This is a genomic window from Mucilaginibacter sp. L3T2-6 (assembly GCF_030519355.1).
Classification (GTDB): domain Bacteria; phylum Bacteroidota; class Bacteroidia; order Sphingobacteriales; family Sphingobacteriaceae; genus Mucilaginibacter.
The window spans coordinates 107396-133725 of sequence record NZ_JAUMKC010000017.1 but is presented as its reverse complement, the minus strand read 5'-3'; the positions used below and the strand labels follow the sequence as shown (position 1 = coordinate 133725).

Here is a 26330-nt window from a genome sequence, read left to right as displayed (position 1 = left end):
CCGTATACGGAACCGTACGTACGGTGGTGTGAGAGAGCGGTGAAACGAATAAAAGTTTCGCCCTCTACTCGATTGAAGAAATTTGCAGCCCTTAAGTGTAAATTTTTATCCGCCTAAAACTTATTTGCCGTTCGGTGTATTATTAGGTATAAAACCTCTTATGAAAAAACTGTATTTCCCATCGTTAATTTTACTGATGCTCTGCTTAAGCAGTTGCTCGGCCATTGCGGGCATATTTAAAGCCGGCGCGGCAGTGGGCGTTATCGCTGTTATTGTAGTTATCATCCTGATTCTTTGGATAGCCTCCATGTTCAGAGGCAAATAGTTCGCAGGCCTGTTAGAAAACCCTTACTGTTAATCTGATATCCAGGCGCATGCGTGCGCCGGCGGCATTTTTACGGCGGGGCTGCGTTAAAATAAAAGTTTCCGGTCGTTTTTAATTTGTGATATTTTAGTTATTATTGATGTAAATCTTTTCACCACTTTGGTGATAAGATCACCCGGTGATCCACTGGTGTCCTAAACTATATTTTCACAAATAAAAATTACAACCATGAACCCGAATCACGACACAGACGCGCCTAATCAACCGTCGTTCATTCCCGCAGGATGGGTAGGCGGCTTTTCCGGCAATCCTCCCGGACAGCCTTACCCCAATTCAGCATTGCTTAACTCGCTGCCTTTTTTAGGTAACCTGGATAACATCCCCAATATCACGCGCATGCTAAGGGCCAAATGGCCCGAGTTTAGCTGGGAAACAACGCCCGGCGATGCCACTACCAGGATGTACCAGATGTTTGCACCCGACATATCCAGGCTCGGGTATGATAATACCGGCAGGGTTTGGTCTATTATATGCCCGCAGCAAGGGGTGTATTTTCCAACGCTGGGCGCTACACTGAATATTGAAGTTACCGTGACCGGGAACCGGGGCTGGATTGACGAAACTGCGGACAAGGATGTGCTATTTGCGTCTGACATTACCATTAAACCTACCATTTGGTTTAGTCCCGACAGTGTGGACGGGATATTCTGGCAGCAGCTGCTGAAACTGAACAAGCTGTGGAATAACACCCTGCCGCTGAGTAAGGAAAAAGGGATAAGGATAAATGCAACGGACGAGAACGGCCTGCCCGACATACAGGTGCGGATGGGTGAGCGCATTGACTGGCCTTTTCCCGACCGGGCCAAACATTGGCGCGACTATGCCTGGGCCGTGGCCAATTTAGCGGTACGGATAGGTAATATCGATTCCACCGGCAATGCAAAGGCGGATGAATTTAACTCCTGGGTAATGGACCTTTTCAATATCGGCTCGGGCAACCTGCTGCTGGCCGGCAATGTTTTAACCTGGAACCTTTGGGCAGGCTCGCCGGAGCTGGTGAACCAGGAAGAGTGGAAAAATCATGCCGCCTACTGGCGTTACTCTATCGATGTAAACCACCGTCCGCCTGAAGGCGAGGGAACCAGCATAGCCGATTTTAATGGCAATCCCTTTAACCCCGGCGAAGGTGTACTGTATGCCAAAACAACCGCATTTGCGCTCTGGATCGGGTGGCAATTGCTGTAGGTTGCGGAAGCGAATTTTTTGGCAGCGCATTGAGATCGGGTACTCGGCCTTATAGTTGGGACGCGAATTACAAATCTATATCTAACGATTCTCATTTGTTTTTTTACCCGCGTGTTTCTGACCATTCTGGCTGATCGTGATCTTACCGGGCGAAAATTCAACTTCCGCCTGCCCTTCGTTGATATAGAACAAGTTGTTCTTTTCGGCGGTCAGCGGGAATGTCGGGCCCCCCTGCACATGGATAACCAACTGGTGGTTTTCAAGGCTGACATTGGCGACCATGTGCATGTCAGTCAAATCATAAGTTCCGGTATAACGGGACAGTACGCTGTCGGGAAGACTGATGGCAATTTTCTTTCCCGGCAATGAATAGGGGCGACCATAAAGGATATCTAGGATTTTCCGTGCTATCGTCTCCAGTTCGGTCCCTTCCTGGTTGTTGAGCAGGATGATACAGATGTCGGCAGCAGGTATCCGCACCAGTACACTGCTGAAGCCTGCGATATTACCGCTATGGTAAACCATCTTTTGGTTTCCTACGGAATCAATGATCCAGCCGTAGCCATAACTCTTTTTGAAACGGGTATATGCTTTGTCCATCAGAGCTTTGCCTACAATCCGGTAAGCCTGTAGCCCCTGGTGCCATTTATAGATATCGGTTGCGGTGGAATAAATGGCGCCCGCTGCAAACACCACCGATGAGTCGCTGTAGGATGCTGCGACCTTGCCATGGTCGCCGACGCCATAGCCCGTCGCTTTTTCGGGATCCTTGAGGCGCTCGAAATCAAAGCCGCTATGGTTCATGTGCAACGGCATAAAAATATAGTGGCGCACTGCCTGTTCATAGGTCATCCCGCTCACTTTCCCTATGATAAAACCTAGTATGGAATAGCCGGAATTGCTGTAGCTCCAGTCGGTACCCGGTTCAAAGTCCAGCGGCTTTTTAGCCAGGAAAGTCATCATTTTGGCTTCGTTGTTCAAGTGGGTCACGGTATCTTCGTGTGTATAATCAAAAATGCCCGAAGTATGGCTGAGCAGATTTTCAATTGTGATCTTGCCGGCATTCGGAAAGGCTGGGTACCATTTGCTTAGCTTATCCGATAAAGACAGCCGGTGCATTTCAATCAGTTTGAGTACGGTGGCCGAAGTAAAAGTCTTCGTCACCGAGGCGATCTGAAAAATGGTAGCCGCATCGTTCGGCGTTTTGGCTTGCTCGTTACGGTAGCCATATCCCTTTTCGAAGATCACTTTTCCCTGACTTGCGACCAGGGCTGTGCCGGTAAACTTATTGAGTTGCTGGTATGCCAATATCAGCTGGTTGATCTTGACAGACGTGCTGTCCTGGGCGAAGCCTTTCAGGCCGGTCAGTAATAGGATGATTATTAATTTTTTCACGAAGTGGTTTTGTTAAATTGAATACTGAGTGAAATGAACCAGCATGTCCAGCCAGCATGGAAAATGCGCTGCAAAAGTCCGGCGTGGCTTTGTACAAAGTTGCCTGATAATATTTCCAAAAGAACCAGCGCCATCGCTATAATAATAATCGCCGTCGCTAAGAGGGAAAGGTACCGGGGCACGATAGTCCGCCAGTACCAAAGCGCCAGCATCGGGCTAAGCACAATGATGATCGTTATTTCCCCGGCCACAGGGTGCAGCCTGTGGCCCAGAGGGAAAAGGGCGACCCCTATATTGCCCAGGAAAAAGATAATAATAGGGATAAGCGGCAGCAGGCTGAGTTTTCGTTCGCAGCAAATCCGGTACAATCCCAGGCAAAACCCGAACCCGAAAACCGACAGCAGGATCAGCAAGCCGGTAAATAAATGTTGGGAGCGGGTTCCTAAAGCGCCCAGTTCGCTGATTGTACCGCTAAGGTGGTCATAATTTCCATGCACTGCACCGCAAATAAGAGTAGTTAGCCAGAACAATGCCGGACATATAATTCCAAAAATTAAAAGCAACCGGGTGGTTGTGGTTTTCATTTGCTTTTTTTAAGGAGGTAGTAAATTCCGAAACTGCCGGCAATACAGGCGGTGATGATCGCCAGGCTGTTGACCTCGTCGGTTCGGACGGCAGCCACCGTAAAAAGACCGGCGCTGATACCAACAAAGACCAGAATCCATTTCAAAAGAGCTTCTTTCAACGCGTTTGGACCGCTGCTCAGGATCGCTCTGGCGGTTTCCTCCGGCAAGTCTTTTTCAATGATACGGTTCTTTATTTTGTGGTCTAATAATAAGCGTATAATGACCAGAATGAATCCGACGCCGAGCGCCAGCAGGATAGTTACCGAGACCAAACGCCAGAAAAAGGTGGGGTCGCCTATGAAAGTATGTGATATGTTGCTGTCCATGTTTTTTATTTCTGTAGATAAGAGCCTTTAGCCCTGGAAAGGTTGCAATTAACTTAAAAGGCCCATCTTTTTGAGCTGCCGTTTGTATTCGTTATAGTAAGATGCGGACCCGGCAGTCAGCAGGATTAAGGCGGCGGCGAGCAGCAAATAAAAACGCAGGCCTTGGCCGACTGATAAAAGGGCGCGGAAATCTGGCCCCATTGCCGCTATACCCGCCGCAATGACTAATAAGCCGGCGAAGATCAAAGCGCCTACAGCCAGGCCGCTAAGTGAAAAGCTTTCCCTTTTTATGGGTAAAACCAATATCGGCAGATCAAGTTCAGCTGTCATTTTGGGCAAATGCTTTAACCCCGCGGTAATCTGCGCATATTGTTGCGCTTTGACCCGGCAGTGTTCGCAAATTGCGATATGTGTTAAGGCCGCCTGGCTAAGTTCCCGCGGTTCCACCGTATATTGCTGCAGTTCGTTATCCCCTAAGTGTTCGTTCATTTTATAAATCCTCCCTATCGTATTTTTTTAATAAGTCATTCCGTAAGATCTTGCGGGCCCTGAATAAATAGTTTTTGATGGTTCCTTCCGGCAAATGGGTAATTTCCCCAATTTCCGAATAGCTGAGTTCTTCCTCATGGAACAGCGTGACGAGGGTTTGGTACAGCGGCGGGAGCCGGGCCACCGCTTCGCTTAAAATAGCCGAGAGATCGCTTTTGAATAACGCCACTTCTCCGGATGGTTCCACGTCCATAGCGCTTTCTTCAGGGATGTCCTCGAGATAGGTCAGCTTTTTCTTTTTGATATAATGTAAACAATCGTAATAGGCGATCTGTCCTATCCATGTAGACAGTTTCGAACCATGCCGGAAACTGGCCAGATTGCGGAAAGCTTTGAGATAGATTTCCTGTACCAGGTCCTGACGGTCAGCGCTGCCACCTGTCATTTGGAAGACCATTTTAACGACCAGGTTTTCTGTCAGTCGGACAAACGCGGCAAAGGCGTGCCGTTCGCCATTTAATATGGCGGCAATCAACTCCCGGTCGGTGTGGTAGATTGTACCCTTCACTTTCAATTGGTGATAAGAGCCTTTTGACCATACAAAGGTTGCAGAAATATTTATTTCATAATTAAAACCGACAACGACGAGTTACTAAAATGATGCTTTTAGAACATCCGAGATACATAGTTATATCGTCACAAAAGCGTTTCGCGAAAAACCAACTTATTTATTACAACAATATGTGTACTTAACATCGCAATATTTAATTGGTAAAGCGCCTTAAAGATAAATTTGCATAAATGAACAATGTTCATTTAATTTGCACTTTAAATCATGGGTACGGCAGAACGTAAAATAAAAGAGAAAGAAGAATTAAGGGAACTGATACTGAAGAGTGCCCGCAAGCTGTTTGTAGAAAACGGCGTTGCCCAAACCACTATTCGTAGTATTGCCAAGAATATTGACTATAGTATAGGCACCGTATATCTGTATTTTAAGGATAAAAACGCAATCTTAAACGAGCTTCACACCCAGGGTTTTTCTGAATTGGGCCGTCAGTTTAAAGTGCTTGCCGAAGTGGAAGATCCCATGGAGCGGCTGATAGCTATGGGCCGCATTTACCTAAGGTTTGCTGTAGAGAACCCGGAAATGTATGAGCTGATGTTTACGCTAAAAGCGCCCATGGAAGTTTTAAATGAAGCGAAAGATAAAGAATGGAACGAAGGGCAGTCGGCTTTTGGGGTTTTGAAAACGACCGTAGACCAATGCATGGCGCGAAAACATTTTCAGGGCCACCGGCTGGAACCGTTAACCTTTATGATTTGGGGCCTTGTACATGGTATGTGCAGCCTGCATATCAGCGACCGTGCAAACGGCGTGAAATTGCATGATGCCGCCGGGATAGTGCAGGCGGGCTATGAAGAATTTTTAAAGATTTTGAAAAAGCTATAATTTTTTCACATAAAATGAACATCGTTCAATAAATAAACAATGATTAATATGAAAGAACTTGCTTTGCTTACCGGCGCGTCAACCGGTATCGGGTATGAAATGGCCGGAGAACTGGCTGCCCGTAAACACGATCTTATCCTGGTTGCGCGGAACGCGGAAAAGCTGGAAAGTCTTAAAGCTGAACTGACAGCCACTTATGGTATCCGGGTGCAGGTATTTGCGTGCGATCTTTCTGAAACGGCAGCAGCGGTAAGGCTTTATGAAGCTGTCAAAGCAGCCGGTCTCCGGGTGACCATGCTGATCAATAATGCCGGTAAGGGCTTGTATGGTAAATTTGTGGATATACCGCTGCCCGCCGAACTGGAAATGATCAGCCTCAACATATCCGCACTGATTACTTTGACCAAATTATTCGGGCATGACATGAAAGAGGCAGGCTACGGCCGGATCATGCATGTCGCTTCTTTGTTATCTTTTCTGCCGTTTCCCTACTATTCTGTTTATTCGGCTACCAAAGCCTTTGTACTGGCCTTTTCAGAAACAATTGCAGCAGAACTCGAGGCTCATGGTGTAACCGTTACTACGTTATGTCCCGGCCCGGTGAATACGGCTTTCAATACGCCGGCTATGCTTCACACCAATGCCTACCGGGTAAATAAGCCCATTGAACCCCGGATAGTAGCTAAGGCAGGCATCAATCACCTGCTTACCGGCCGTGGAGTAAAAGTTGTAGGCTTAAATAACTGGCTCCTGGCAAAATTGTCCGGCATTACGCCAGCGCGTTTAATGCTGCGTATCAAAACAAAACTGGCATCACCTTATCAAAAAAACTAGTATGATCAACTTTTTCAACAACCTGGAACAGCGCAATGAACCACTTTTTTGGTTCGGTCTCTTTTGTCTCCTTAGCGTCCCGCCAATGATTACTGCCGCGATCAGGCGTCCTATACAACTCAGGGGTACCAACGCCTGGTATAAGCCCATTAAATTCAGTATTTCAATCGGCCTTTTTTGCTGGACAATGGGCTGGCTAACCTATGATCTGAACCTGCCAGGCCAGGTTGCGCTTTATAGCTGGGCTACCGTGGTTTTGCTGGGTTTCGAGCTGATTTATATTACCCTGCAGGCTGCCCGCGGTCAACTATCACATTATAATCAAAGTTCACCCGGCTATGCCGCACTTTATGCCGGGATGGCTTTGGCGGCCACGGTAGTAACCCTGTATACCGGCTATATAGGCCTGCTGTTTTGCAGCGGCGGTTTTACGCAGCTGCCGGATTATTATTTGTGGAGCATTCGCATCGGGATTTTCTTGTTTGTCATCTTCGCCATGGAGGGCGCTGTTATGGGTAGCCGGCTTTCGCATACCATTGGCGGAACAGATGGCGAAAAAGGCCTGCCCTTTTTGAACTGGAGCCGCAAATATGGCGATCCGCGGATTGCACATTTTATCGGCATGCACGCCCTGCAAATTTTACCGCTACTGGCTTTTTACGTTCTAAAAAACGTAATAGCCACGTTGTTATTTGGCGCTGCTTATGCCTTTCTTGCTGTAATGGTGTTAGTACAGGCATTGCAGGGTAAGCCTTTGTTTAAATCAACGGCGCCATAGTCACTAAAGGATCATGATTGAGCGCGATATGAAAATCGGGTAAAGTGCTATAACCACCGGCCTGCGACTGTGCAAAACAGCGGGGAATAACCTTAAAAGCAATTTTCATGGACATTTACATTCCAATTTATTGCAACAATTTCTATATCTTAATTTCTGGATAGATCATTTGGCAGCGCCAGCGGGAATGCCTGAACCCAAGAAAAAAGTAAGCCCCCCGCTTATCACACATTTCCCATTGTAGGGCTATTTGATAATGCAGCAGGCGCCTGAACCGGGTCCGGGTTCAAGCGACAAGTTTGAACTGGTGGTGGTGTTTCATCAATCTCCGTTACTTCGACGCCCCGGCCGGTATCAGAATTTAATGGATAGGCCGCCTTCTGCCCGACGTCATTTACAAAAACTTGCTTAACAGGGGTATCGCCGGTCAAGCGGTCTTCGATGATGAAATCAACGCCAAGCGGATCTGCCGGGAATGAATCTGCAATCTTGTTTACATGCTCAGCGTTATTTGGCGGCTGCATTGCCTTAAGGGTCTCGCCAATGGTAAGCTTACCGGCGGGAGCCGCTTTTACACATTTTTCATTTTCAGAGCCGGCATCATCCGCACATTCATGCATCTTCATTTCCGCGCATCCTTCATTGCTTGCATCTTCAGCCCTAAGTAGCTTGTTAACGGTAGCCAGGCCTATGCCCAGCTTCCTGCTGATTTCACGCTGACTCAGGCCGCCGGCAGACAGGCCGGCTATTTCAGCGGCAAGATGCAGGCGGTCTGCGGCGGTGCGGGTAACCAGTTGGCTTCGCTCGGCACTATACCCTTCAAATTGGAATTGTAAAAAGGTTCCGGACTTTTGCATGCGGCACAGGCACACATTGTCGTCGCCATAGCGTTGGCGGGTGTTGCGCTGTTTAATTTGCTTAAGGTAGCAAAGATCGATGTCCGCGGTGCTTTTGCCGATGGCGAAGGCGCTATCGGCAAAGTTCATAAGCAGCTTGCTGCCGTGCAGGTCGTCATCGCTGATGGGCTGCGCGGCGTTGCGCCGCTTGGGGGTATGCGCGAGGACGAGTATCGACAGGTGATATTCCTTTTTTAGCGCTTTGAGGTTTTTCATGAGCGAGAGCGCCACAGCGGAATTTTCGGTACCGCCCTGCAGACAGGTAATGTTATCTATAATTAATACAGTGGCGCCAGCCTGGTTTACTTTATACTCAATACCGGCAATCAGCAGCTCGTTGGCATCAACACCGGGCGATGGGCCGGGCAGGAAATTGTATTCCGCGCGGAAAAAGTTATCCGAAAACAGGTAATCTTCCTCTTCCTGGCTGTAGCGTAATCCAAACTGGCTCCGGGTAAGCTCAAAATCGATGTAAAGCACGCGGGCCCGCTCTGCCTGGCAAGCAAAAGGCGCAATGCCTTTGCCGCGTGCGATGCTTTCGCCAATCTGCACAGCCAGCACCGATTTGCCGGTGTTGGTACCTGCAAACAGCATGCACAGCTCGCCCTCATGCCACAGCTCGCCGAACAGTTGTTTGGCGGCGGGTTGGCGGCGGGCCAGCTCCATCCACCGGTTACCTTTTTCAACAGTAAAAAGCCGGCGGATTTCTTCGGGAGACGGGCGGCTGCGGTCGGTGGTGCTCTTGCGTTTAGCTGGTCTGTAAGGCAGGCCGCGGACCTCGGCGCGGATCTGCTCAATGATGGACGGGCGTTCGGGAATTAAATGGGTTGACATGGTGATGAGATTATGCTCAAATTTACGAAGCTGCATCCGTTAAAGTGCTGACATCATTTTGTCAGTACCCGCCGTAATAGTAATACAAACATTGCAATGCAGTCATTATCAACTATTTGTAAACTTAGAAAAAATAAAATAGACTGATAATCAGCGCATTGCATGGTGTTCGGGGTGTTCCGTGTGTGTACGAACCGAACGCCAGGGCGTGGGCCAGGCCGGCTGAGGTTGTTTTATCCCTATCCGCTGCCCTTATTGATGATGATCCCGACCTTAACCTCACCCTTTTAGGGTGATTTTTGCACCAGCTTGTAACATAAATGTTGCTATTTTTAAAAGCTTCGTATTTTGCATAAGTTTACACTTTGCGCTTAACTTAATTAACTAAAAGATTGATATGACTAAACATTTACGTACAAGTGGCTATTTGTACCTTACAGCAATTGCCGTTGCCCTGGCTGCAGGCTCCTGCCGTACAAAAAAGGAGGCTGCACAAACGGTAACGCTAAAAACCACGGCAACCCCGGGCGGCTCATCCGCCACGGCCACCATCGGTCCCGGTAAAAAAGAAGGGATAAAAAAATTCAGCGACGTTATCCCGGCCAAAACAAAAACAGACAGCGGTCTTTTTAAAACCTACAAAGTTGAAGGCAAATATTATTACGAGATTCCGGACTCGATGCTGAACCGTGAAATGCTGGTGGTTACCCGCCTGGCCAAAACACCGGCCAACATTAAGGTGCCTTTTCAGCAATATGGGGGCGAGTCGCAAAATTCGCAGGTATGGAAATGGCAGCGCCACGATAAGCAGGTGTTTATCCGCGTGCCGAGCTATTCCATCCGCGCCGACAGCACCAGCGATATGTATAAGTCGGTTAAGAACTCCAACCTCGATGTAGTGCTGGCATCCTTCGACATTAAGGCATACAACAAGGACACTACGGGTGTAGTGATTGATGTAACCGATTTTTATAATGGCGACATCGCCGCTATCGGTATTTCCGACGAGCTGAAAAAAGCCTATAAGATATCGGCGCTTGATAATGCACGTTCGTACATCGACACGATTAAAAGTTTCCCGATCAACATTGAAACCCATGTATTAAAAACTTACCGCGCGGGCGAGTCGCCAACCGATAACAGCAACGCGGCTATCACCTTCGAGCTGAATACCTCGATGCTGCTACTGCCAAAAACACCTGCCAAGCCGCGCCTGAGCGACAACAGGGTTGGATTTTTCGGACAAAGCCAGATCGATTATGGCAGCGACGCGCAAAAGGCTGATGTCACCTCTTATATTCACCGCTGGAAACTGGAGCCAAAAGATGAGGCTGCTTATGAGCGCGGCGAGCTGGTAGAGCCTAAGAAACAGATCGTTTTTTACATCGACCCGGCTACGCCAAAAAAATGGGTACCCTACCTGATACAGGGCATTAACGACTGGAACGCAGCGTTTGAAGCCGCTGGGTTCAAAAATGCCATTGTAGGCAAGCCGGCGCCAACCGCGAAGGAAGACCCTGAATTCAGCACAGAGGATGCGCGTTATAGCGTGGTTCGTTACTTTGCATCGAATGTACTGAACGCCTATGGCCCGCACGAAGCTGACCCGCGTTCGGGCGAGATCCTGGAAAGCCATGTAGGCTGGTATCATAATGTTATGCTGCTGCTGCGCGACTGGTACTTTGTGCAGACCGCCGCTGTAAACCCCGAAGCCCGCAAAGCTAAATTTACCGACGAGCAAATGGGCGAGCTGATCCGTTTTGTGTCATCGCACGAGATTGGCCACACGCTTGGCCTGCCGCACAACTTTGGATCAAGCTATGCTTACCCGGTTGATTCGCTGCGCTCAAAATCGTTTACCGATAAGCACGGCACTGCACCATCAATTATGGACTATGCCCGCTTTAACTACATAGCCCAGCCGGGCGACAATGTAACCCACCTTTACCCGCAGATCGGCGAGTATGACAAATGGGCTATTAAATGGGGCTATACCTGGTTTCCGGGTAAAAAATCGGTTAAACAGGAAAAAGAAATATTAGACGTTTGGACCAAAGAACGCGCCGGTAACCCGCTTTACTACTACGGCCGCCAGGGTACCAGTCTTGATCCGCGCCTGCAAAACGAAGACCTGGGCGATAATGCCATGAAAGCAAGTACTTACGGTATTGCTAACCTGAAACGCATTTTGCCAAACGTTGAGAAATGGACCTACCAGGCTGGGGAAGACTATGATGACCTTAAAGAAATTTATGGCGAGGTGTTAAACCAATTCAGCCGCTACATGGGCCACGTGGCAACCAATATTGGCGGGATGAATGAAAACTTCAAAACTTACGACCAGAAAGGGCCGGTTTACGATTTCGTTCCGAAAAACCTTCAGCATGACGCGGTTGCGTTCTTTAACAAAGAGATATTCGCTACACCGCTATGGATGATCAATAGCGAAGAGCTGAGCAAATTTGATAATGGCCTTACCCTTAACCGCATAAAAGCTATCCAAACAAGCACATTAGCCAATGTGCTGTCGCAGTCGCGCTTGTCGCGCATGTACGATAATGAGACACGCAATGGCTCAAAAGCGTACACAGTTGCCGACCTGTTTAACGACCTGCGAAACGGTATATTTACGCCAGGCCGCCCGGACGCGTTTAAACGCAACCTGCAAAGGGCCTATATAGAAGATTTGAAAAGCCTTTTGAATGATGACTTTAAAGGAATACCAGGGTTACCGGCTACCGTTATGGCAAACTTTGGTTTAACGCCTATCAATATGACGTTATCTGATATTCGCCCGATGGTACGCGCAGAGCTGAAGGTAATTGATGCAAAACTTCCGAAAGGCGGCGATGCTATTACTGCCGCACATTATACCGATCTGCATACAAGAATAAAGGAAACGCTTAACCCAACCCACCCGATAGTAAATATCCCGGCTGCCGGCCGCGGTATAACCGAAGATGTTCCGGTGAATGAACTGGAGCAATATTAATACACTGATTTAAAATTACATAAGTGAAAAAGAAAGTCCCGTCTGGTAAAACAGACGGGACTTGTTATATCGTCCTCAAATATATACGTGCTGTTTAACCTAACCTAATGGCGACATTGTTATGCTAATAACAGCAAATACACAGGAGTATAATAATAATAGTTGACTTCGCTCTTACTGATCACAACTGGCTTATGTTCTCAAAAAAAGCAGTTTGTAAATCAAGCAGCGACTTAACGTTGATGGTTTGTCCGTATGCGTCGAAACACAGGAACTTTGAGTTTTTCACATCATTGTTTTTAGCCTTTTCAAAAAAGTTGAAGGTTTCAAAAAAATAATGGTTGGTTGTAACGTTGTTTTTGGTTTGTGAACCGTTAAGCCGGAATCCGATCGCGTCGATCCAGTTATGCACTTTAGCATGCAGGTTTTTATTGATGTTAGCCATAGGTTAATGTTTTGCCTATTGCTTAACGAAAACCATGCCATAATGTTACATAATTAGAAAGCCAGTTTTAAACAATTGTTAGGCAACAGTGGCGCTTATCAGGAGACTATATTTTGATTGTGGAAAACTTTTGCCGAAAAGTGAACAAATGTAACTAACGTAAAAGAATTGTCGTATAAGGCAATGATAAACAAAGAAATAATTACTTAAAGTATGAAACTAATTAGACTTTTACTACCAATTTTGTTCTTCTGCCTTTTCAGCATAACTGCCTGTAAAAGGGACAAAACCCCTGGGCCACAGGGCGAAACCGGCGCTACGGGAGCGCAGGGCGCTACAGGCGCTACTGGTCCCGCGGGACCCCAGGGCCCTGCCGGTCCTGCAGGAGGCCCCCAGGGCCCCCAGGGTGAAAAAGGCGACAAGGGCGACAAAGGCGACACCGGCGCTACCGGAGCACAAGGGCCCGCCGGCCCTGCCGGAGCAACTGGCGCAACAGGGGCAACGGGAGCTACAGGTGCTACCGGCCCGCAAGGCCCCGTAGGTCCGCAGGGCCCGATTGGTGCAACAGGAGCTACAGGCGCAACGGGTGCTACCGGAGCACAAGGCCCTAAAGGAGATAAGGGCGACACAGGTGCGACTGGTCCCGCTGGGGCAACAGGCGCAACAGGCCCTGCCGGAGCAACAGGCGCTACGGGACCGCAAGGCCCTAAAGGCGACAAGGGTGACAAAGGGGACCCGGGAAATGCTGATGTTCAGAACTTTGTGCTTATTAACAAAGGCGTGGTTGTTGCAGGCTTAACTAAATTCAGTATCCCTGCAATTACCCAGGCAATAGTAGACGAGGGCACCGTACTGGTTTACCTGCGCAACACCGGATCAACAACAGGCTGGTATGCATTACCCTATTCAGAGGCTGGTCATACCATTACCTTTAACGATTATGGCGTCGGGTACATTGACCTGAAGGCGAACTTTACACAGGCAAATGGCATCGACTTCAGGGTGGTGGTTATCCCTGGTACTGCAATAACAACTTTAAACGCGACAAATCCGCATTTAAATGTTAAAAATTTCAGCGAAGTAGCAGCGGCTCTTCACCTGTCAAACTAAGCAGCCGCTGAATAATATTATTTACGCGCTTCATACTGTTTTTATATATTTAATAAGCCCTTCTGGTATTTACCGGGAGGGCTTATTTGTTGTTATGTAACTTTTTTATAGGTATGTAACAATGCTATGATTATTAATTATTTAGCAAAATTTAGTTGAACATTTGCATCCGGTTTGCGTCTTAAAGGATATTATAATACCGAATAGCCCCTATAGTATATACAAAAAATAATGATGAAGTCTCTACTACTTGCAATAGCAACTGTACTGCTAACTATTACGCTTTCTTATGCGCAAACTGGCCGTGAGATACACGGAACAGTGGTTGACACCACTAAGTTTTCTGTCCCGTCGGCAAGTGTTAAGCTCGTGTCGGACAAAGGAGACAGTACAATATCGGTTGCTGATATCAATGGAAAGTTTGTTTTTCAGAATATTAAGGGCAGTAAAATTACTATTACGGTTACCTATATTGGCTACCAGCCTTTTAAAAGGCGTTATACGCTCGATAATTTAGCTGGCCCGGCTGATTTGGGTACTATCGTTTTAAAAGCCGAATCGAAAATGCTGAAGGAAGTTACCGTGGTTGGCGTTATACCGGTAACTTTGAAAGAAGATACTGTGCAGTACCAGGCCAGTGCCTATAAGGTTCGGGAAAACGCGCCTGTTGAAGACCTGGTTAAAAAGCTGCCAGGTGTGGATGTAGACATCAACGGCAACGTAAGTACACAAGGCAAACAGGTTACCAAAGTACGTATAAACGGTAAGGACTTTATGGGCGGCGATGTGCAAAGTGCACTTAAAAACCTGCCTGCCGACGTAGTGGATAATATCCAGATGATTGACGATTACGGCGACCAGGCGAACTTAACCGGTGTGAAAACAGGCGATCCGGACAAAGTAATGAATATAACCGTGCGTAAGGATAAAAATTACGGCTATTTTGGCCAGGCGACGGTAGGCGATGGCCGCGATTTATTGCCTGCCGACCAGGGGCTTCCCAATAAAAACCGTTACATAGGCTCGGTGAATGCCTTCAATTTTAAAGGAGACCAGCAAATTGCCGTTTTGGGCAGCGTAAATAACACCAACGTAAACACATTTTCATTCGGTACTACCGGTGGTGGTGGCTTCGGCGGCGGTGGTTTTGGCGGGGGCGGCGGACGCGGCAATGCGGGCCGCGGTGGTGGCGGCGGCGCACAGGGAAGCCTTACTACCACTGCGAACGGCGAGACCCAGGCACATTCTATCGGCGCAAACTTCCGCGATCAGTGGGGCAAAAACCTGTCAGTTTATGGCAGCTACAGCTTTGCCGATAATACTACCAATACAATTAATAACGTATTACAACAAAATACTTCGCCAACCAACCCTTCAACCCAAAATCAAAACAGTAACGAAACGGATCAAAAAATAAACCACCGTTTTAACTGGAACATGGAATGGAAACCTGACACCATCAACTACATAAAAGTAATACCAAATTTTAGCTATGCAGGTACAAATAACAGCTCATTTGAGGATGTGAATTTCGTACGTGGCGGAAAGGTAAGTTCGGCCTATACATCCACTACTACCGGCAATTCACAAGCGCCTAATTATGGTTTCTCTGCACTGTATAATCACCGTTTTAGGGGCCGCCGCAACCTGAATATTTATGCTACCGTTAACAGCGGCAAAAGCGACTCATACCAAAACCCGCTATATAACTTTACTGTGGGGGCGCCAACGGCGCCGGCCAATCAGCTGATATATACCAACAGCCGCACCACCAGCTATGGTATTAATTTTTCGTACCTGGAACCGGTTGGAAAGCGTACTTATCTTGAATTGAATTATGCGTTCAACCGCTCCAACACCAATAACAGCAAAGAGACCGATACATTATACGACCCTGCAGCCGTAACGTTCAGAAGCGACAGCGCATTAAGCAACCGGTACAATTACAATTTTACCACTAACAAGGTTGGTTTGAACTTCAGGTTCAGCGACAAGAAATATAACTGGATAGTGGGTGTAGGGGTGCAGCCTGCGGTGCTCGACGGCTATTCACCGCAAACAGGCGTAAGCACGCATGTGTCAACTTTTAACGTAGTTCCGGCAGGCCGGTTCGTGTATAATTTTTCGCGCAGCAAATCGTTCAGTGTTATGTATAACGGCTCCAGCAGCCAGCCAAATTTTACACAGTTGCAGCCGGTGATAGACTTTTCAAACGCCCTGTACCCGGTTCAGGGTAACCCAAACCTGAAACCGTCGTTTAGCAATAACTTTCAGATACGGTATAACAACTTTAGCTTCCAGACCGGCGATGTCTTCTTTGTGTCGGCAAACCTTCAGACTGTACAAAATTCAATCGTAACCAACAGCATTACTTTCCCGAGGGTATACAAGCCCGATCCAAGGTTCCAAAACACTATTTTGACCACTTATACCAATGCTGATGGCTATTACCTGGTTAGGGGCCGTGCAACCTATTCCAAGCCATGGGATAACCGCAAATTTTCATTGAACCTTAATGGCTCCGTCACCTATACCAATAATGTCGGGTTCCTGACAGATGCTGATTCAGTTGGCAATTTTAATACACAAAAAAATATCGCAAAAAACCTGCAACTTACACCTGGGTTATCTTTCAGGGTTGATATTACAGACCATATCGATGCACAGGCCTATACTAATTACAGCATTAACCGTACGCACAACTCAGTGGTTAACCCGTTAACCGAATCTGTATCTAACATCAGGGCCTGGACTTCTGGCATCGTCGGTAAAAATTATTTCGGCGACTGGACCTTCAGTTATGATTATTCGCATGTATCCAACTATGGTTATACATCAAACGTAAAAATTGCTAACCCTAACGTGATTAATATTTACCTTGAGCGCAGGTTTTTGAAAGATCATCGGGGCACGTTCCGGGTTTCGGCTTTCGACTTGTTGAACCAGAATACAGGTTTCTCATCGTCAACTACTGCCAGTGCCATCACACAGTCGCAGGTAAATAGGCTGTCACGCTATTTCCTGGCGACGTTTACGCTCAGGCTTCAGAAGTTTGCGGGTAAGTCGCCTGTAGGCGATCCATCGCAGCGTGGCTTCAGAAGAGGCAACCGTGGCGACGGCGGCGGTCACGGCCCTGGAGGTTTCGGCGGCGGTACAGACTAAGATAAAAGCTTCCTTGTTACGGGAAGCTTTTGTTTGTGCGCCCAGGATGGAATGGTGCCGGGCCAGGCTCCGGTAAGTTTTAAGCAAAATATCGGGCCGCAATTATGCCGCAGCAGCAGCTTGTGGGTTCACCGGCTTACGCTTCAGCATTAACGCCGCTATAAGGGCAATTATTAAACCCACCGGTAATATTTCCAGGTAGGTAAATACCATTATCATCAGCGGATTTTTATACATTTCGATGTAAGTGGCCATCTGCGCCTTTTCCTTTTTGATTTCCGCCGGGCTTGCGCCGCTCGCCTTTGCCTCGTTTATTACCGAGGCGGCATATTTCTGCATATAATCCGGATGAAAGGAGTAATAGTCGATCATCCACGCCGCCACATAAATAGTAGAGCCAATAAGCGCGATCAGTAATCCGGTTTTAAAAGCCTTGCCGAAGCTGATAAAGCCCCCGTTAAACTTATCCCTTAAATTTTTTATGCCAGCAAATATGAGTGAAAAGGCAACAATCATTCCGCCGTAGCCCACCCACATGTTACTGTAGCCCATTTCAATAGACGTAAGCACGGTAAAGGCTGCAATCAGCCCGCTTATTATGCCGAAAACAAGTACATTTTTTTTCATGATGTTAAGATTCAATAGTTTTGATGACGCAAATTTGAGCTGTTAAAATATTTTTTGGCTCATACTTTTGAGTGATTTTGATCTTAACGGGCAAATTAGTACCAAGAGGTGATTAGAAAAAGGATCATTTTACGGCTGGTTTAATAAGCAGTCTGTTCCCTGCAGAAAATAGAACGGTTGCCACGGATCGGCTGATAATACGGGAATTGATCAAAAAAAGAGGCCTCCCAATAGCGGAAGGCCTTAAATATTCTTAAGTACCATCAGGGCCGGGCTTATCCTTTCACCCGCTCCACGTAACTTCCGGTTGCGGTGTCAACCTTTACTTTATCACCAATGTTAATGAACAAAGGCACTTTAATTTCGGCCCCTGTTTCAACAGTTGCGTTTTTCAAAGCGTTGGTAGATGTGTCGCCCTTAACGGCTGGCTCGGTATATGTAATTTCCAATTCGGCAGATGATGGCACAGACCCCATGATCGGTTCATCACTTTCAAACGCAACAATAACATTCATCCCCTCTTTCAGGAATCTTACAGCAGGGCCAAATAATGCCTTCGGAACATTATGCTGGTCATAAGTGGTGTTATCCATTACTACCAGTGAATCGCCATCTTCGTATAAGTATTGATAGTCGTTGGTCTCAACGCGGGCTATGGTTACCTCCTCATCCGTGCGAAAACGATATTCAACCAGCTTGCCGGTTTTGACGTTGCGCATACGAGCCTGGTAAAAAGCGCGCAGGTTACCCGGCGTGCGGTGTAAAAATTCTTCTACCTGTAACAATTCACCATTGAAGCGCAGTATGTTACCATTTTTAATTTCGGATGCTTTTGACATAACATTATAATTGAGGCGCAAACTTAGGGAGTAAAAGGGAAAGAAACAAGAGGAAGGTTGAGCGGTAAAAGGTTAAAGGCAAAAGGTTTTGAATGCAGAATCGGGATCCGGATTACGGAATTGTTAGAATGTTATCTCCGCATCGCTAACAGGATGACCGGTACAGGTGAGTATCCAGCCGGCGGCGAGGTCGGCATCGGTCAGCACTTCGTTGTAAGCCATCTGCACCCGGCCGGTTTTACACATGGCCACACAGGTTGAGCATGACCCTACCCGGCAGCTGTAGGGTAATGGAATATTATTTTGTATGGCCGCCTGCAAAATCGACTGGTTTTCCCCCACAGTGAGGTTGTACGTTTCTTTTTTGTAGTGGATGGTAACATTGCGCGGCGGGTAGTTAACCAGGCTTTCGCTTACAGGTATAGTGTCCAAAACAAAATTTTCTTTTCGTACCTGGTTTGCTTCAAAGCCCATATATAGCAGTGTCAGTCTTATCATCCGCATGTAGGCAAATGGGCCGCAGATATAAAATTCCGTATCATTGGGGTTATATATTATTTCTTCCTTCACCAGCTTTTCAACCCCAAGGTTGTTCAAGCGGTTAGCCTCGCTGCTTAGCTGATGAATTATTTTAAACCGGTCCGGATGTTGCCTGGCAAGGTATTCAAGTTCCTTTTTAAAAAGGATAGACGGCTCATTTATGTTACTGTAGATAAGCACAAGCCGGCTACATCCCGGTCTGTTAAGCGTGTATTTTAATTGCGAGTATATTGGGGCAATCCCGCTGCCTGCGGCAAATAGTAAAACATCTTTTTCTCCGGGCGTATCGGTCAATGTAAATCTTCCGGCCGGCTCAACAGCGGTCAAAATGTCGCCCACAGCAACCCTGGTAAGCATAAAGCGGGATATTTCGCCGTTAGTTATCCTTTTAATGGTGATAGATAAAAGCGGTTCATCGGGCGATGAACTTAAAGAATAGGAACGCCTTATTTCTTCCGCATGGTGATTAAAAACCAGCGTAATAAACTGCCCGGCCTTGTAGGCAATCTTCTCGCCGAACACTTCCTTTAAAAAGAAGGTCACTGTATCAGGCATTTCCCATTTTATGGCTTCAACCTTTAACTGAAGCATAATCTCAGGGCCGGATGACGATTTTGCCAAATTGCGTTGCTTGCTCCATCCGGGCCACCGCTTGTGCTCCGGATGATAGCGGGTAGATTTCATCAACCACGGGTATAATTTGATGCTCATTTACAAAATCAAGCATCGCCTTAAAATCAGCCGGACTACCCATCATGGTGCCGATGATCTGCAGCTGCCGCCAGAATATCTTACGGCCATTCAATGCGGGGATGTTACCCGCCGTGCCGCCGAAAATAACAATGCGGCCACCGGGCTTGCAAATATCGGGCAGTTTGGCAAAGCCATCGCCCAGTGCACTGTCAAGGATAATATCAAAACCGCCGGATAGCTCCTGCAATTGTTCAGCCCAGTCCTGTGCCTTATAGCTTACACCGGCCGCAGCACCCAGTTGTTTGGCGCGCTCAATCTTTTCGCCTGAGCCGGAGGTTACAAACACCTGGCAGCCTGCCGCGACAGCAAATTGAAGCGCCATGGCGCCGGTTCCAGCGCCAACGCCGGTGATCAATACTTTTTGCCCCTTTTTCAGTTGCCCCTTTGTAAATAAGCCCCGGTAAACTGTTACGCCCGCAAGTGGCAGCGCCGCAGCCTGGTCCCACGAAAGATGTGCAGGTTTTGGATGTAATTGGGTTACCCCGATTTTAACATATTCGGCAAGCGTGCCATCATCGGGCAAGCCCAGAATTTTAAAGCCGTTAGATTGAAATGACTCATCTTCGCCCCAGCCATAACCAGGGTTGATGATCACTTCCTTTCCGACCAGGCTCTTGTCGTTATCGCTGCCAACTTCTTCTACAATGCCTGCACCATCAGAGCCCAAAATAGCCGGATATTTTAATCCTGCATATTTGCCTATGGATATCCAGTAATCGCGGCGGTTAAGGGCTGCGGATTTAACCTTAACCAATGCTTCGCCGGGAGCGAGCGCAGGCTTGTCGACTTCTTTATAAATGAGCGGTTTATCAGCGGCTTCAAGAACTAGTGCTTTCATAAAAATATAATAGGCATTGTCATTGAATTAGTAAACCCTTACAGCAATGACAAAGTTTGTTATTATTGATTTTAACAAAAAACGGCAGAAACCCTCGCCTCTGCCGTTTAAAATTTCACTCCCCTTCAGGGGTGGGGCTTGCCTTATTTCGCCGCTGCGTAAAGCTCAGCTACATGGTTCCAGTTTATTACATTCCAGATGGCGGCCAGGTAATCCGGGCGGCGGTTCTGGTATTTAAGGTAATAAGCATGTTCCCAAACGTCGATGCCCAGTATTGGGGTTCCTTTTACTTCGGCAATGTCCATCAATGGGTTATCCTGGTTAGGGGTAGAGGTAACGGCCAGCTTTTTGTCAGCGCCAACAATCAGCCATGCCCAGCCTGACCCGAAACGGGTTGCGCCTGCATCCTGCATTTTGGTTTTAAAGTCGGCGAATGAGCCGAAAGTGCTGTTGATGGCATCTGCAAGTTCGCCTTTAGGCTCGCCGCCGCCGCTTGGCGAAAGCAAAGTCCAGAACAGGCTGTGATTATAATGACCACCGCCGTTGTTGCGAACTGCCATCGGGTATTTGGAAATGTTTTTAATGATGTCTTCTATATGGGCATCAGCTTCTGGTTTCCCTTCAAGCGCTTTATTCAAATTGGTAACATAAGCCTGGTGGTGTTTCCCGTGGTGAATCTCCATGGTAAGCTTATCAATGTGCGGTTCAAGGGCGTCGGTAGCGTAAGGTAACGCCGGTAGTGTAAAAGCCATAGTAGTGTGTAGTTTAAAGTTTAACGATAGAACTTAACAAATATAAGGCGTTGGGGATGATATTTGTTCTAATAAATGTCATTCTTTTGGTTGATAGATAATGTCGTCAGAGTTATAGCCGAAGTTGATTGATATTACCGGATCAATTTTTACCGGGCGCCATTAGCTATGGAACAATAACTCCCCTATATTTGCCACCGTGAAACCGGCAGAAATTAATTTAAAGTGGAGTGCATTGCAGCAGCGCATTGCTGAGGAATTTGACAATGAAAAACCTGATATAAAGGTTATGCTCTTCCTGATCGGCGTGCAGGAGCTGGGTAAAGGGCCGCGCAAATTCAGCAAGCGGCAAAAGGAAGAATTGATGCACATCGCCACGTGCAAATTATTCAGTATGCTGGGTTTCTATGAGCTGGAGGGCCTGGATCAGGATGGCTGGCCGCACTGGAAACGGGTAGGCGTAATTCCCAATTATACCCTGCTCGAGCAGGAAATGATCCTAAAGTCGCTGATCATAGAGTATTTCCAGGAATTGGGTATGGTGCAGTAAATTCGCTACGCCAGACGTATCATTTCGAGCGATAGCGATAAAACTCGTCTGGATGACCGTCTGCATACAGGTCCATAGCAAGAGTTTTCTCCTCGTTCCCCGTCGAAATGACAGAGAGAGAAATAACAAAAACTTCCTATTTTTAGCCTCAATAACCCGATTGTTATGAAGAAACTATTTACTATCGCACTTATCCTGCTGGCGGTAACCGCAGCTTTTGCCAAAGGACCTAAAAACCAATATGTGCGTATCAGGACTGCCTATGGCAGCTGTATCATCCGCCTGTATAACGAAACGCCTAAACACCGCGATAATTTTATAAAGCTGGCTAAACAAGGTTTTTACAATGGCACGCTGTTTCACCGGGTGATACAAAATTTTATGATACAGGGCGGCGACCCGGACTCGAAAGACACCACCAAAAATAAGCCAGGCGCCGAATTAGGGAATGGCGATGTTGGCTATACCGTGCCTGCGGAGTTCCGCGACAGCCTTTTCCACAAACGCGGTGTATTGGCGGCCGCACGCGACGATAACCCGGCGAAAGCCTCAAGCGGATGCCAGTTTTATATTGTTGAAGGCAAACGCTTTACTGATGGAAAGTTGGACACCCTCGAAAATACCCGCCTGAAGGGTCATAAAATACCTGAATGGCAGCGGGAATATTACAAGTCTGTAGGAGGCGCGCCACATCTCGACCAGAACTATACAGTTTACGGGGAAGTTGTAAGCGGTATTGATATGGTCGACCTGATAGCTGCGGTAAAGAAAGATAAAAACGACCGTCCGGAAGTAAATGTGCCAATGACAGTAGAGTTGCTGAGCAAAAAAGAGTGTGAACAGTTGGATAAGCTGCTTAGCCCTCCAACCTCCTAAAGGGCAGCAGGGCGAGAGTCGTTAAGTTAAGGGAATAATATCGAATACTGAATTTCGAATATCCAGCGCCGAAGTATTTTTTCCTTCATTATTCGGTATTCAAAATTCGTTGTTCGATATTTTTTATTACTTAAAAGCTTAACTTAATGACATTGGGAGCATCAGTGCCTGACAAGAAAAACAATCAAATTATAAACGGCCAACCGCCATTTAGGGCTGGGGCTATTAATTCCCCCTTTAGGGGGCCAGGGCCATGAAAATCATCACCTATAACGTTAACGGCATCCGTTCGGCAATCAACAAAAACTGGCTGGCATGGCTGCAGGCCGCTAACCCTGACGTGGTTTGCCTGCAGGAAATTAAAGCCACCCCGGAGGTCTTAACCGACCTTAAACTGGTTGAGGATCTTGGCTATGAACATTATTGGTATCCGGCGGAAAAAAAAGGTTACAGCGGCACCGCTATTTTTACCAAACGAACGCCAAAACATGTGGAATATGGCTGTGGTATAAGTGACTATGACCGCGAAGGACGTAATATTCGTGTGGACTTTGACGAGGTATCCGTAATGAGTGTTTACTTTCCATCGGGGTCAAGCGGCGAGGACAGGCAGGCGTTTAAATACCGTTTCCTGGATGAATTCGGCCGTTACCTGGAACTGCTGCAATCGCAATGCACAAAACTGGTAGTATCAGGCGATTATAACATTTGCCACCGCCCGATAGATATCCATAACCCAAAATCAAATGCCAATTCATCCGGCTTTTTGCCGGAGGAAAGGGAATGGATGGAGAATTTTCTGGAATCGGGTTATATCGATACATTCCGGCATGTGAACAAAGAGCCTCACAACTACACATGGTGGAGCTTTCGTGCTAATGCCCGCGCCAAAAACCTGGGCTGGCGCATTGATTATAACATGGCCACCCGCTCGCTCGAAGAGAATATCAAAAGGGCCGCTATCCTGCCGGAGGCTAGGCATTCGGATCATTGCCCGGTATTGCTGGAGCTGGATTTTGGGTCAACTGTTTCTTAAACTATCAGATATGAACCTTACCCTGCATATTATCTTACAACAACCTCCCGCAGGCATTCAGTTTGCCTTGCAAAAAGGGCATGGGAACAACTTTGAAATCGCCGGAAAACAGCTTTCAGATGGCGGAGATTTGCGTTTTGATTTACCGATCGAAGTTAAAGGCGCAGGCAAATCCGATACACCCCAATTCGGCGGCCCATTTGTGCAGGGCCCGGCCGGCGAAAAATTTATTTACATTGGCATTGGTACCTTTGCCGGACAGCCTGGCTCGCCCTGGGATAGAAGACTGAAGGTCCCTTTGCGGAATATAAGCTGGCAAATGGTAAATGAGGCAGCTGAAAAAGGCGGGCTTGAAACTATTGTTCAGGGGACGGCTAAGGATGGAACGCCGGCTTGTGCTACAGTAAAGCCATTCGGCGGCTGGAGGGTCGCTTAAGGTTCTTCCGAACAATCCTCAATAATTGCTGTTAACCTAAATCAAAAACGAAATACTATGCAATGGTTTGGCGGACGCGAAAGCGATAATGTTGAGGAAGGCAGCAGCGGCAGCGGTGGCCGCGGCTTATTTTTTGGCGGTGGTATAGTTGGGGTAATAGGTTTGATTATTTACCTGTTTACAGGCATTAACCCGGCGCAACTGCTCAGTGGCGGCGGCAATAGCAGCGGTCAGCAGCAAACTACCCATGTAACCAATGGGCCGGAAGGCATGCAGAAAAAATTTGCACGCGTAATACTGGCCGGAACAGAAGATGTCTGGAGCGAAATCTTCACGGGCATAAACCGGACTTATGTTAAGCCCACGCTGCACCTGTACAGCGAATCTGTTGATGCAGAAGGCTGTGGCTTTGCCAGTTCTGCAACGGGGCCGTTCTATTGCCCGGCCGACCAAAAGGTTTATCTCGATACCTCGTTTTTTGCCGAAATGCAGCAGCGCTTTCATGCCCCCGGTGAGTTTGCCGCAGCCTATGTAATCGCTCATGAGGTAGGTCACCACGTGCAGAACCTGTTGGGCATATCACAAAAAATGGATGAAGCGCGGCAGCAGCTTAGTCAAAAACAATATAATAAGTTATCGGTGAAGTTAGAGTTGCAGGCCGACTTCTATGCGGGTGTATGGGCACATTACGCTGCCAAAAATCGTACGGGAATAGTAATCGACCGGGCAGATATCGATTCGGCATTGGTAGCTGCCCATGCTATTGGCGACGACCGTTTACAGCAGCAATACCGGGGACACGCAGAACCCGACAGCTTCACCCACGGCACCTCCAAACAACGCGCCTACTGGTTTAAAAAAGGATTTGTTACCGGCGACATCAACCAGGGAAACACCTTTGCTGCCAATGATCTTGATATTGAGTGAAGTCAACTAAAGATAAAAGTCCAAAAGAAATGAACTTAATGCTCTTTCTTTCGGACTTTACTGGCTTTTCGGACTTTCTTAAATCTTTCCGAACAGCTCTTCCAATTTATCATTCAGGTCATCACCACGGAGGTTTTTCGCGATGATTTTACCATCCGGGTCTAGCAGGAAGTTTTGGGGGATTCCGCGAACGGCATATAAACCCGCAGTTTTACTGTCCCAGAACTTCAGGTCAGAAACCTGTGTCCATGCTAATCCATCTTTGTGTATTGCCGCTAACCATTTATCTTTCGCACCCGGCCTGTCAAGCGACACGCCTAAAATAGTAAATTTTTGGTTTTTATATTTGTTGAATGCTTTTACGACGTTAGGGTTTTCGGCGCGGCACGGTCCGCACCACGAAGCCCAGAAATCTATCAGCACATATTTACCCCTGAATGAGGACAGGTTCACTATTTTACCTGCAGTATCAGCCTCTGCAAATTCCGGTGCGGTAGCGCCAAGGGCAACATTCTTTAATTTTGGCAGCAGCTCAGCAAATTTCCTGGCACTTTCAGTTGCTTTTACTTTTGGGCTAAGCACATTGTAAAGTTCAATTATCTCAGGATAGTCTGAACTATAGGCCACGTTCTGCAACAGGCTAAGACTAATATAAGAGTCCGGATTTTCCTGTATAAATTTCTTATCTATCTGTTTTGATTGCTGGCCAATGGCCTTTTCGGTTTTGTTGATCTCTTTCTGAAAAGCATCCGACTTCTTTACGTCGTCCGTTGCTGCCTTCATTTTAGCATCCAGGGCCTCATAGGCGCTGTTGATTGGTTTACTGGCCAATTCATATTTGGCATTTTCTTCATTAGTTTTGGTACCGCCAATCTTCGCAGATCCCAGCGTATCAACACTATTTACAGTAATCGTTCCAGGCTCCAGGTAAACTACCTTATAATCATCATAGCTGGCGCCGGTCCCTTTTTTGTTGAGCATCAGGTAGGCCATCATAGGCGCATCGCCTTTGGTAGCACCGCTAAATTTAAATTTTCCATCTGTCAGCACTGCCGAATCGGTAACCGTCTTTTTCTCGGGAAAATAACGCAGGTAAACTTTGGCGGGAGCGTTCAGCTTCCCGATGCTGCCCTGTACCGAATATTGGCCTCCCTGCGCAAAAACCATTGCCGGCAGGCTTGCAAGAGCAAGTAAAACTATCTTTTTCATGTCAGTTACTATTTTTAAAACGTAAACTTAAAAAATA

26 protein-coding genes are annotated in these 26330 nt (G+C 47.2%); 13 read left to right on the top strand and 13 right to left on the bottom strand.

The genetic code is table 11. The features are described from left to right. Positions 1 to 160: 160 nt before the first annotated feature. The gene (locus Q3W13_RS18255; protein WP_302866220.1) at positions 161 to 325 is read left to right on the top strand and encodes a phosphatidate cytidylyltransferase; all 165 of its coding nucleotides are present in this window, start codon (positions 161 to 163) and stop codon (positions 323 to 325) included. A 228-nt stretch (positions 326 to 553) separates the two neighbouring features. Next, positions 554 to 1570, top strand: a complete 1017-nt coding sequence (locus Q3W13_RS18250; protein ID WP_302866218.1) for a hypothetical protein — start codon at positions 554 to 556, stop codon at positions 1568 to 1570. 81 nt (positions 1571 to 1651) lie between these two features. On the opposite strand, the gene Q3W13_RS18245 is transcribed toward Q3W13_RS18250, so the two are convergent. The 5 genes from Q3W13_RS18245 to Q3W13_RS18225 are packed head-to-tail and all read right to left on the bottom strand — an operon-like array spanning position 1652 to position 4974. Further along, positions 1652 to 2965 (bottom strand): serine hydrolase, encoded by a 1314-nt coding sequence (locus Q3W13_RS18245; protein WP_302866216.1) that lies wholly within the window; start codon positions 2963 to 2965, stop codon positions 1652 to 1654. Beyond that, positions 2962 to 3549 (bottom strand): DUF998 domain-containing protein, encoded by a 588-nt coding sequence (locus Q3W13_RS18240; protein WP_302866214.1) that lies wholly within the window; start codon positions 3547 to 3549, stop codon positions 2962 to 2964. Before Q3W13_RS18240 ends, Q3W13_RS18245 begins: the two co-directional genes overlap by 4 nt. Continuing rightward, positions 3546 to 3917, bottom strand: a complete 372-nt coding sequence (locus tag Q3W13_RS18235) for a hypothetical protein (RefSeq protein ID WP_302866212.1) — start codon at positions 3915 to 3917, stop codon at positions 3546 to 3548. The genes Q3W13_RS18240 and Q3W13_RS18235 overlap by 4 nt, the downstream gene beginning before the upstream one ends. Positions 3918 to 3965: 48 nt before the next feature. After that, entirely contained in the window at positions 3966 to 4406 is a 441-nt protein-coding gene (locus tag Q3W13_RS18230) for a hypothetical protein (RefSeq protein WP_302866211.1), read from the bottom strand. A 1-nt stretch (position 4407) separates the two neighbouring features. Further along, positions 4408 to 4974, bottom strand: coding sequence for an RNA polymerase sigma factor (locus tag Q3W13_RS18225; RefSeq protein WP_302866210.1), 567 nt, complete (start codon positions 4972 to 4974; stop codon positions 4408 to 4410). 267 nt (positions 4975 to 5241) lie between these two features. Here Q3W13_RS18225 and Q3W13_RS18220 point away from each other — a divergent pair, with 267 nt between their 5' ends. From Q3W13_RS18220 to Q3W13_RS18210, 3 genes are read left to right on the top strand one after another with little or no spacing between them, the layout of a single operon-like run. After that, complete coding sequence (locus tag Q3W13_RS18220; RefSeq protein ID WP_302866208.1) at positions 5242 to 5859, top strand: TetR/AcrR family transcriptional regulator; 618 nt, start codon at positions 5242 to 5244, stop codon at positions 5857 to 5859. A 48-nt stretch (positions 5860 to 5907) separates the two neighbouring features. Then, positions 5908 to 6693, top strand: coding sequence for an SDR family oxidoreductase (locus Q3W13_RS18215; protein ID WP_302866206.1), 786 nt, complete (start codon positions 5908 to 5910; stop codon positions 6691 to 6693). A 1-nt stretch (position 6694) separates the two neighbouring features. After that, on the top strand, positions 6695 to 7471 hold the full coding sequence (locus Q3W13_RS18210; RefSeq protein WP_302866205.1) for a hypothetical protein: 777 nt from the start codon (positions 6695 to 6697) through the stop codon (positions 7469 to 7471). A gap of 224 nt (positions 7472 to 7695) precedes the next feature. Here the strand turns inward: Q3W13_RS18210 and Q3W13_RS18205 are convergent, their stop codons facing one another. Beyond that, positions 7696 to 9201 carry an AAA family ATPase gene (locus tag Q3W13_RS18205; RefSeq protein WP_302866204.1) on the bottom strand — a complete coding sequence of 502 codons (1506 nt, stop codon included), beginning with the start codon at positions 9199 to 9201 and terminating at the stop codon, positions 7696 to 7698. 397 nt (positions 9202 to 9598) lie between these two features. Between Q3W13_RS18205 and Q3W13_RS18200 the strand changes: the two genes are divergently transcribed. Then, on the top strand, positions 9599 to 12193 hold the full coding sequence (locus Q3W13_RS18200) for a zinc-dependent metalloprotease (protein ID WP_302866203.1): 2595 nt from the start codon (positions 9599 to 9601) through the stop codon (positions 12191 to 12193). A gap of 181 nt (positions 12194 to 12374) precedes the next feature. On the opposite strand, the gene Q3W13_RS18195 is transcribed toward Q3W13_RS18200, so the two are convergent. Further along, the gene (locus tag Q3W13_RS18195) at positions 12375 to 12638 is read right to left on the bottom strand and encodes a hypothetical protein (RefSeq protein WP_302866201.1); all 264 of its coding nucleotides are present in this window, start codon (positions 12636 to 12638) and stop codon (positions 12375 to 12377) included. Positions 12639 to 12851: 213 nt separating this feature from the next. Between Q3W13_RS18195 and Q3W13_RS18190 the strand changes: the two genes are divergently transcribed. Then, entirely contained in the window at positions 12852 to 13748 is an 897-nt protein-coding gene (locus tag Q3W13_RS18190; protein ID WP_302866199.1) for a hypothetical protein, read from the top strand. Between the two features lie 231 nt (positions 13749 to 13979). Further along, positions 13980 to 16910 (top strand): outer membrane beta-barrel protein, encoded by a 2931-nt coding sequence (locus Q3W13_RS18185; protein WP_302866198.1) that lies wholly within the window; start codon positions 13980 to 13982, stop codon positions 16908 to 16910. Between the two features lie 102 nt (positions 16911 to 17012). Here Q3W13_RS18185 and Q3W13_RS18180 read toward each other — a convergent pair whose 3' ends face one another. From Q3W13_RS18180 to Q3W13_RS18160, 5 genes are all read right to left on the bottom strand, one after another. Then, positions 17013 to 17537, bottom strand: coding sequence for a DUF4199 domain-containing protein (locus Q3W13_RS18180; RefSeq protein ID WP_302866197.1), 525 nt, complete (start codon positions 17535 to 17537; stop codon positions 17013 to 17015). Between the two features lie 275 nt (positions 17538 to 17812). Beyond that, positions 17813 to 18376, bottom strand: a complete 564-nt coding sequence (gene efp, locus Q3W13_RS18175) for an elongation factor P (protein ID WP_302866196.1) — start codon at positions 18374 to 18376, stop codon at positions 17813 to 17815. 123 nt (positions 18377 to 18499) lie between these two features. Beyond that, on the bottom strand, positions 18500 to 19600 hold the full coding sequence (locus tag Q3W13_RS18170) for a ferredoxin--NADP reductase (RefSeq protein WP_302866180.1): 1101 nt from the start codon (positions 19598 to 19600) through the stop codon (positions 18500 to 18502). Then, positions 19512 to 20507 carry a zinc-binding dehydrogenase gene (locus Q3W13_RS18165; protein WP_302866178.1) on the bottom strand — a complete coding sequence of 332 codons (996 nt, stop codon included), beginning with the start codon at positions 20505 to 20507 and terminating at the stop codon, positions 19512 to 19514. Before Q3W13_RS18165 ends, Q3W13_RS18170 begins: the two co-directional genes overlap by 89 nt. 143 nt (positions 20508 to 20650) lie before the next feature. Beyond that, the gene (locus Q3W13_RS18160) at positions 20651 to 21259 is read right to left on the bottom strand and encodes a superoxide dismutase (protein WP_302866176.1); all 609 of its coding nucleotides are present in this window, start codon (positions 21257 to 21259) and stop codon (positions 20651 to 20653) included. A 199-nt stretch (positions 21260 to 21458) separates the two neighbouring features. On the opposite strand from Q3W13_RS18160, the gene Q3W13_RS18155 reads away from it, so the two are divergent. The 5 genes from Q3W13_RS18155 to Q3W13_RS18135 all read left to right on the top strand — a co-directional run bounded on the left by Q3W13_RS18155 (position 21459) and on the right by Q3W13_RS18135 (position 25084). After that, on the top strand, positions 21459 to 21809 hold the full coding sequence (locus Q3W13_RS18155; protein ID WP_302866174.1) for a hypothetical protein: 351 nt from the start codon (positions 21459 to 21461) through the stop codon (positions 21807 to 21809). 165 nt (positions 21810 to 21974) lie between these two features. Further along, a complete protein-coding gene (locus Q3W13_RS18150; RefSeq protein WP_302866172.1) occupies positions 21975 to 22685 on the top strand; it encodes a peptidylprolyl isomerase in 711 nt (236 codons plus the stop codon). Between the two features lie 253 nt (positions 22686 to 22938). Then, positions 22939 to 23721 (top strand): exodeoxyribonuclease III, encoded by a 783-nt coding sequence (locus tag Q3W13_RS18145; RefSeq protein WP_302866169.1) that lies wholly within the window; start codon positions 22939 to 22941, stop codon positions 23719 to 23721. 10 nt (positions 23722 to 23731) lie between these two features. Continuing rightward, a complete protein-coding gene (locus Q3W13_RS18140; protein WP_302866166.1) occupies positions 23732 to 24157 on the top strand; it encodes a DUF5990 family protein in 426 nt (141 codons plus the stop codon). A 57-nt stretch (positions 24158 to 24214) separates the two neighbouring features. Next, positions 24215 to 25084 (top strand): neutral zinc metallopeptidase, encoded by an 870-nt coding sequence (locus Q3W13_RS18135; protein ID WP_302866164.1) that lies wholly within the window; start codon positions 24215 to 24217, stop codon positions 25082 to 25084. 78 nt (positions 25085 to 25162) lie between these two features. On the opposite strand, the gene Q3W13_RS18130 is transcribed toward Q3W13_RS18135, so the two are convergent. Beyond that, positions 25163 to 26293 carry a TlpA disulfide reductase family protein gene (locus Q3W13_RS18130; RefSeq protein ID WP_302866162.1) on the bottom strand — a complete coding sequence of 377 codons (1131 nt, stop codon included), beginning with the start codon at positions 26291 to 26293 and terminating at the stop codon, positions 25163 to 25165. Positions 26294 to 26330 lie beyond the last annotated feature (37 nt).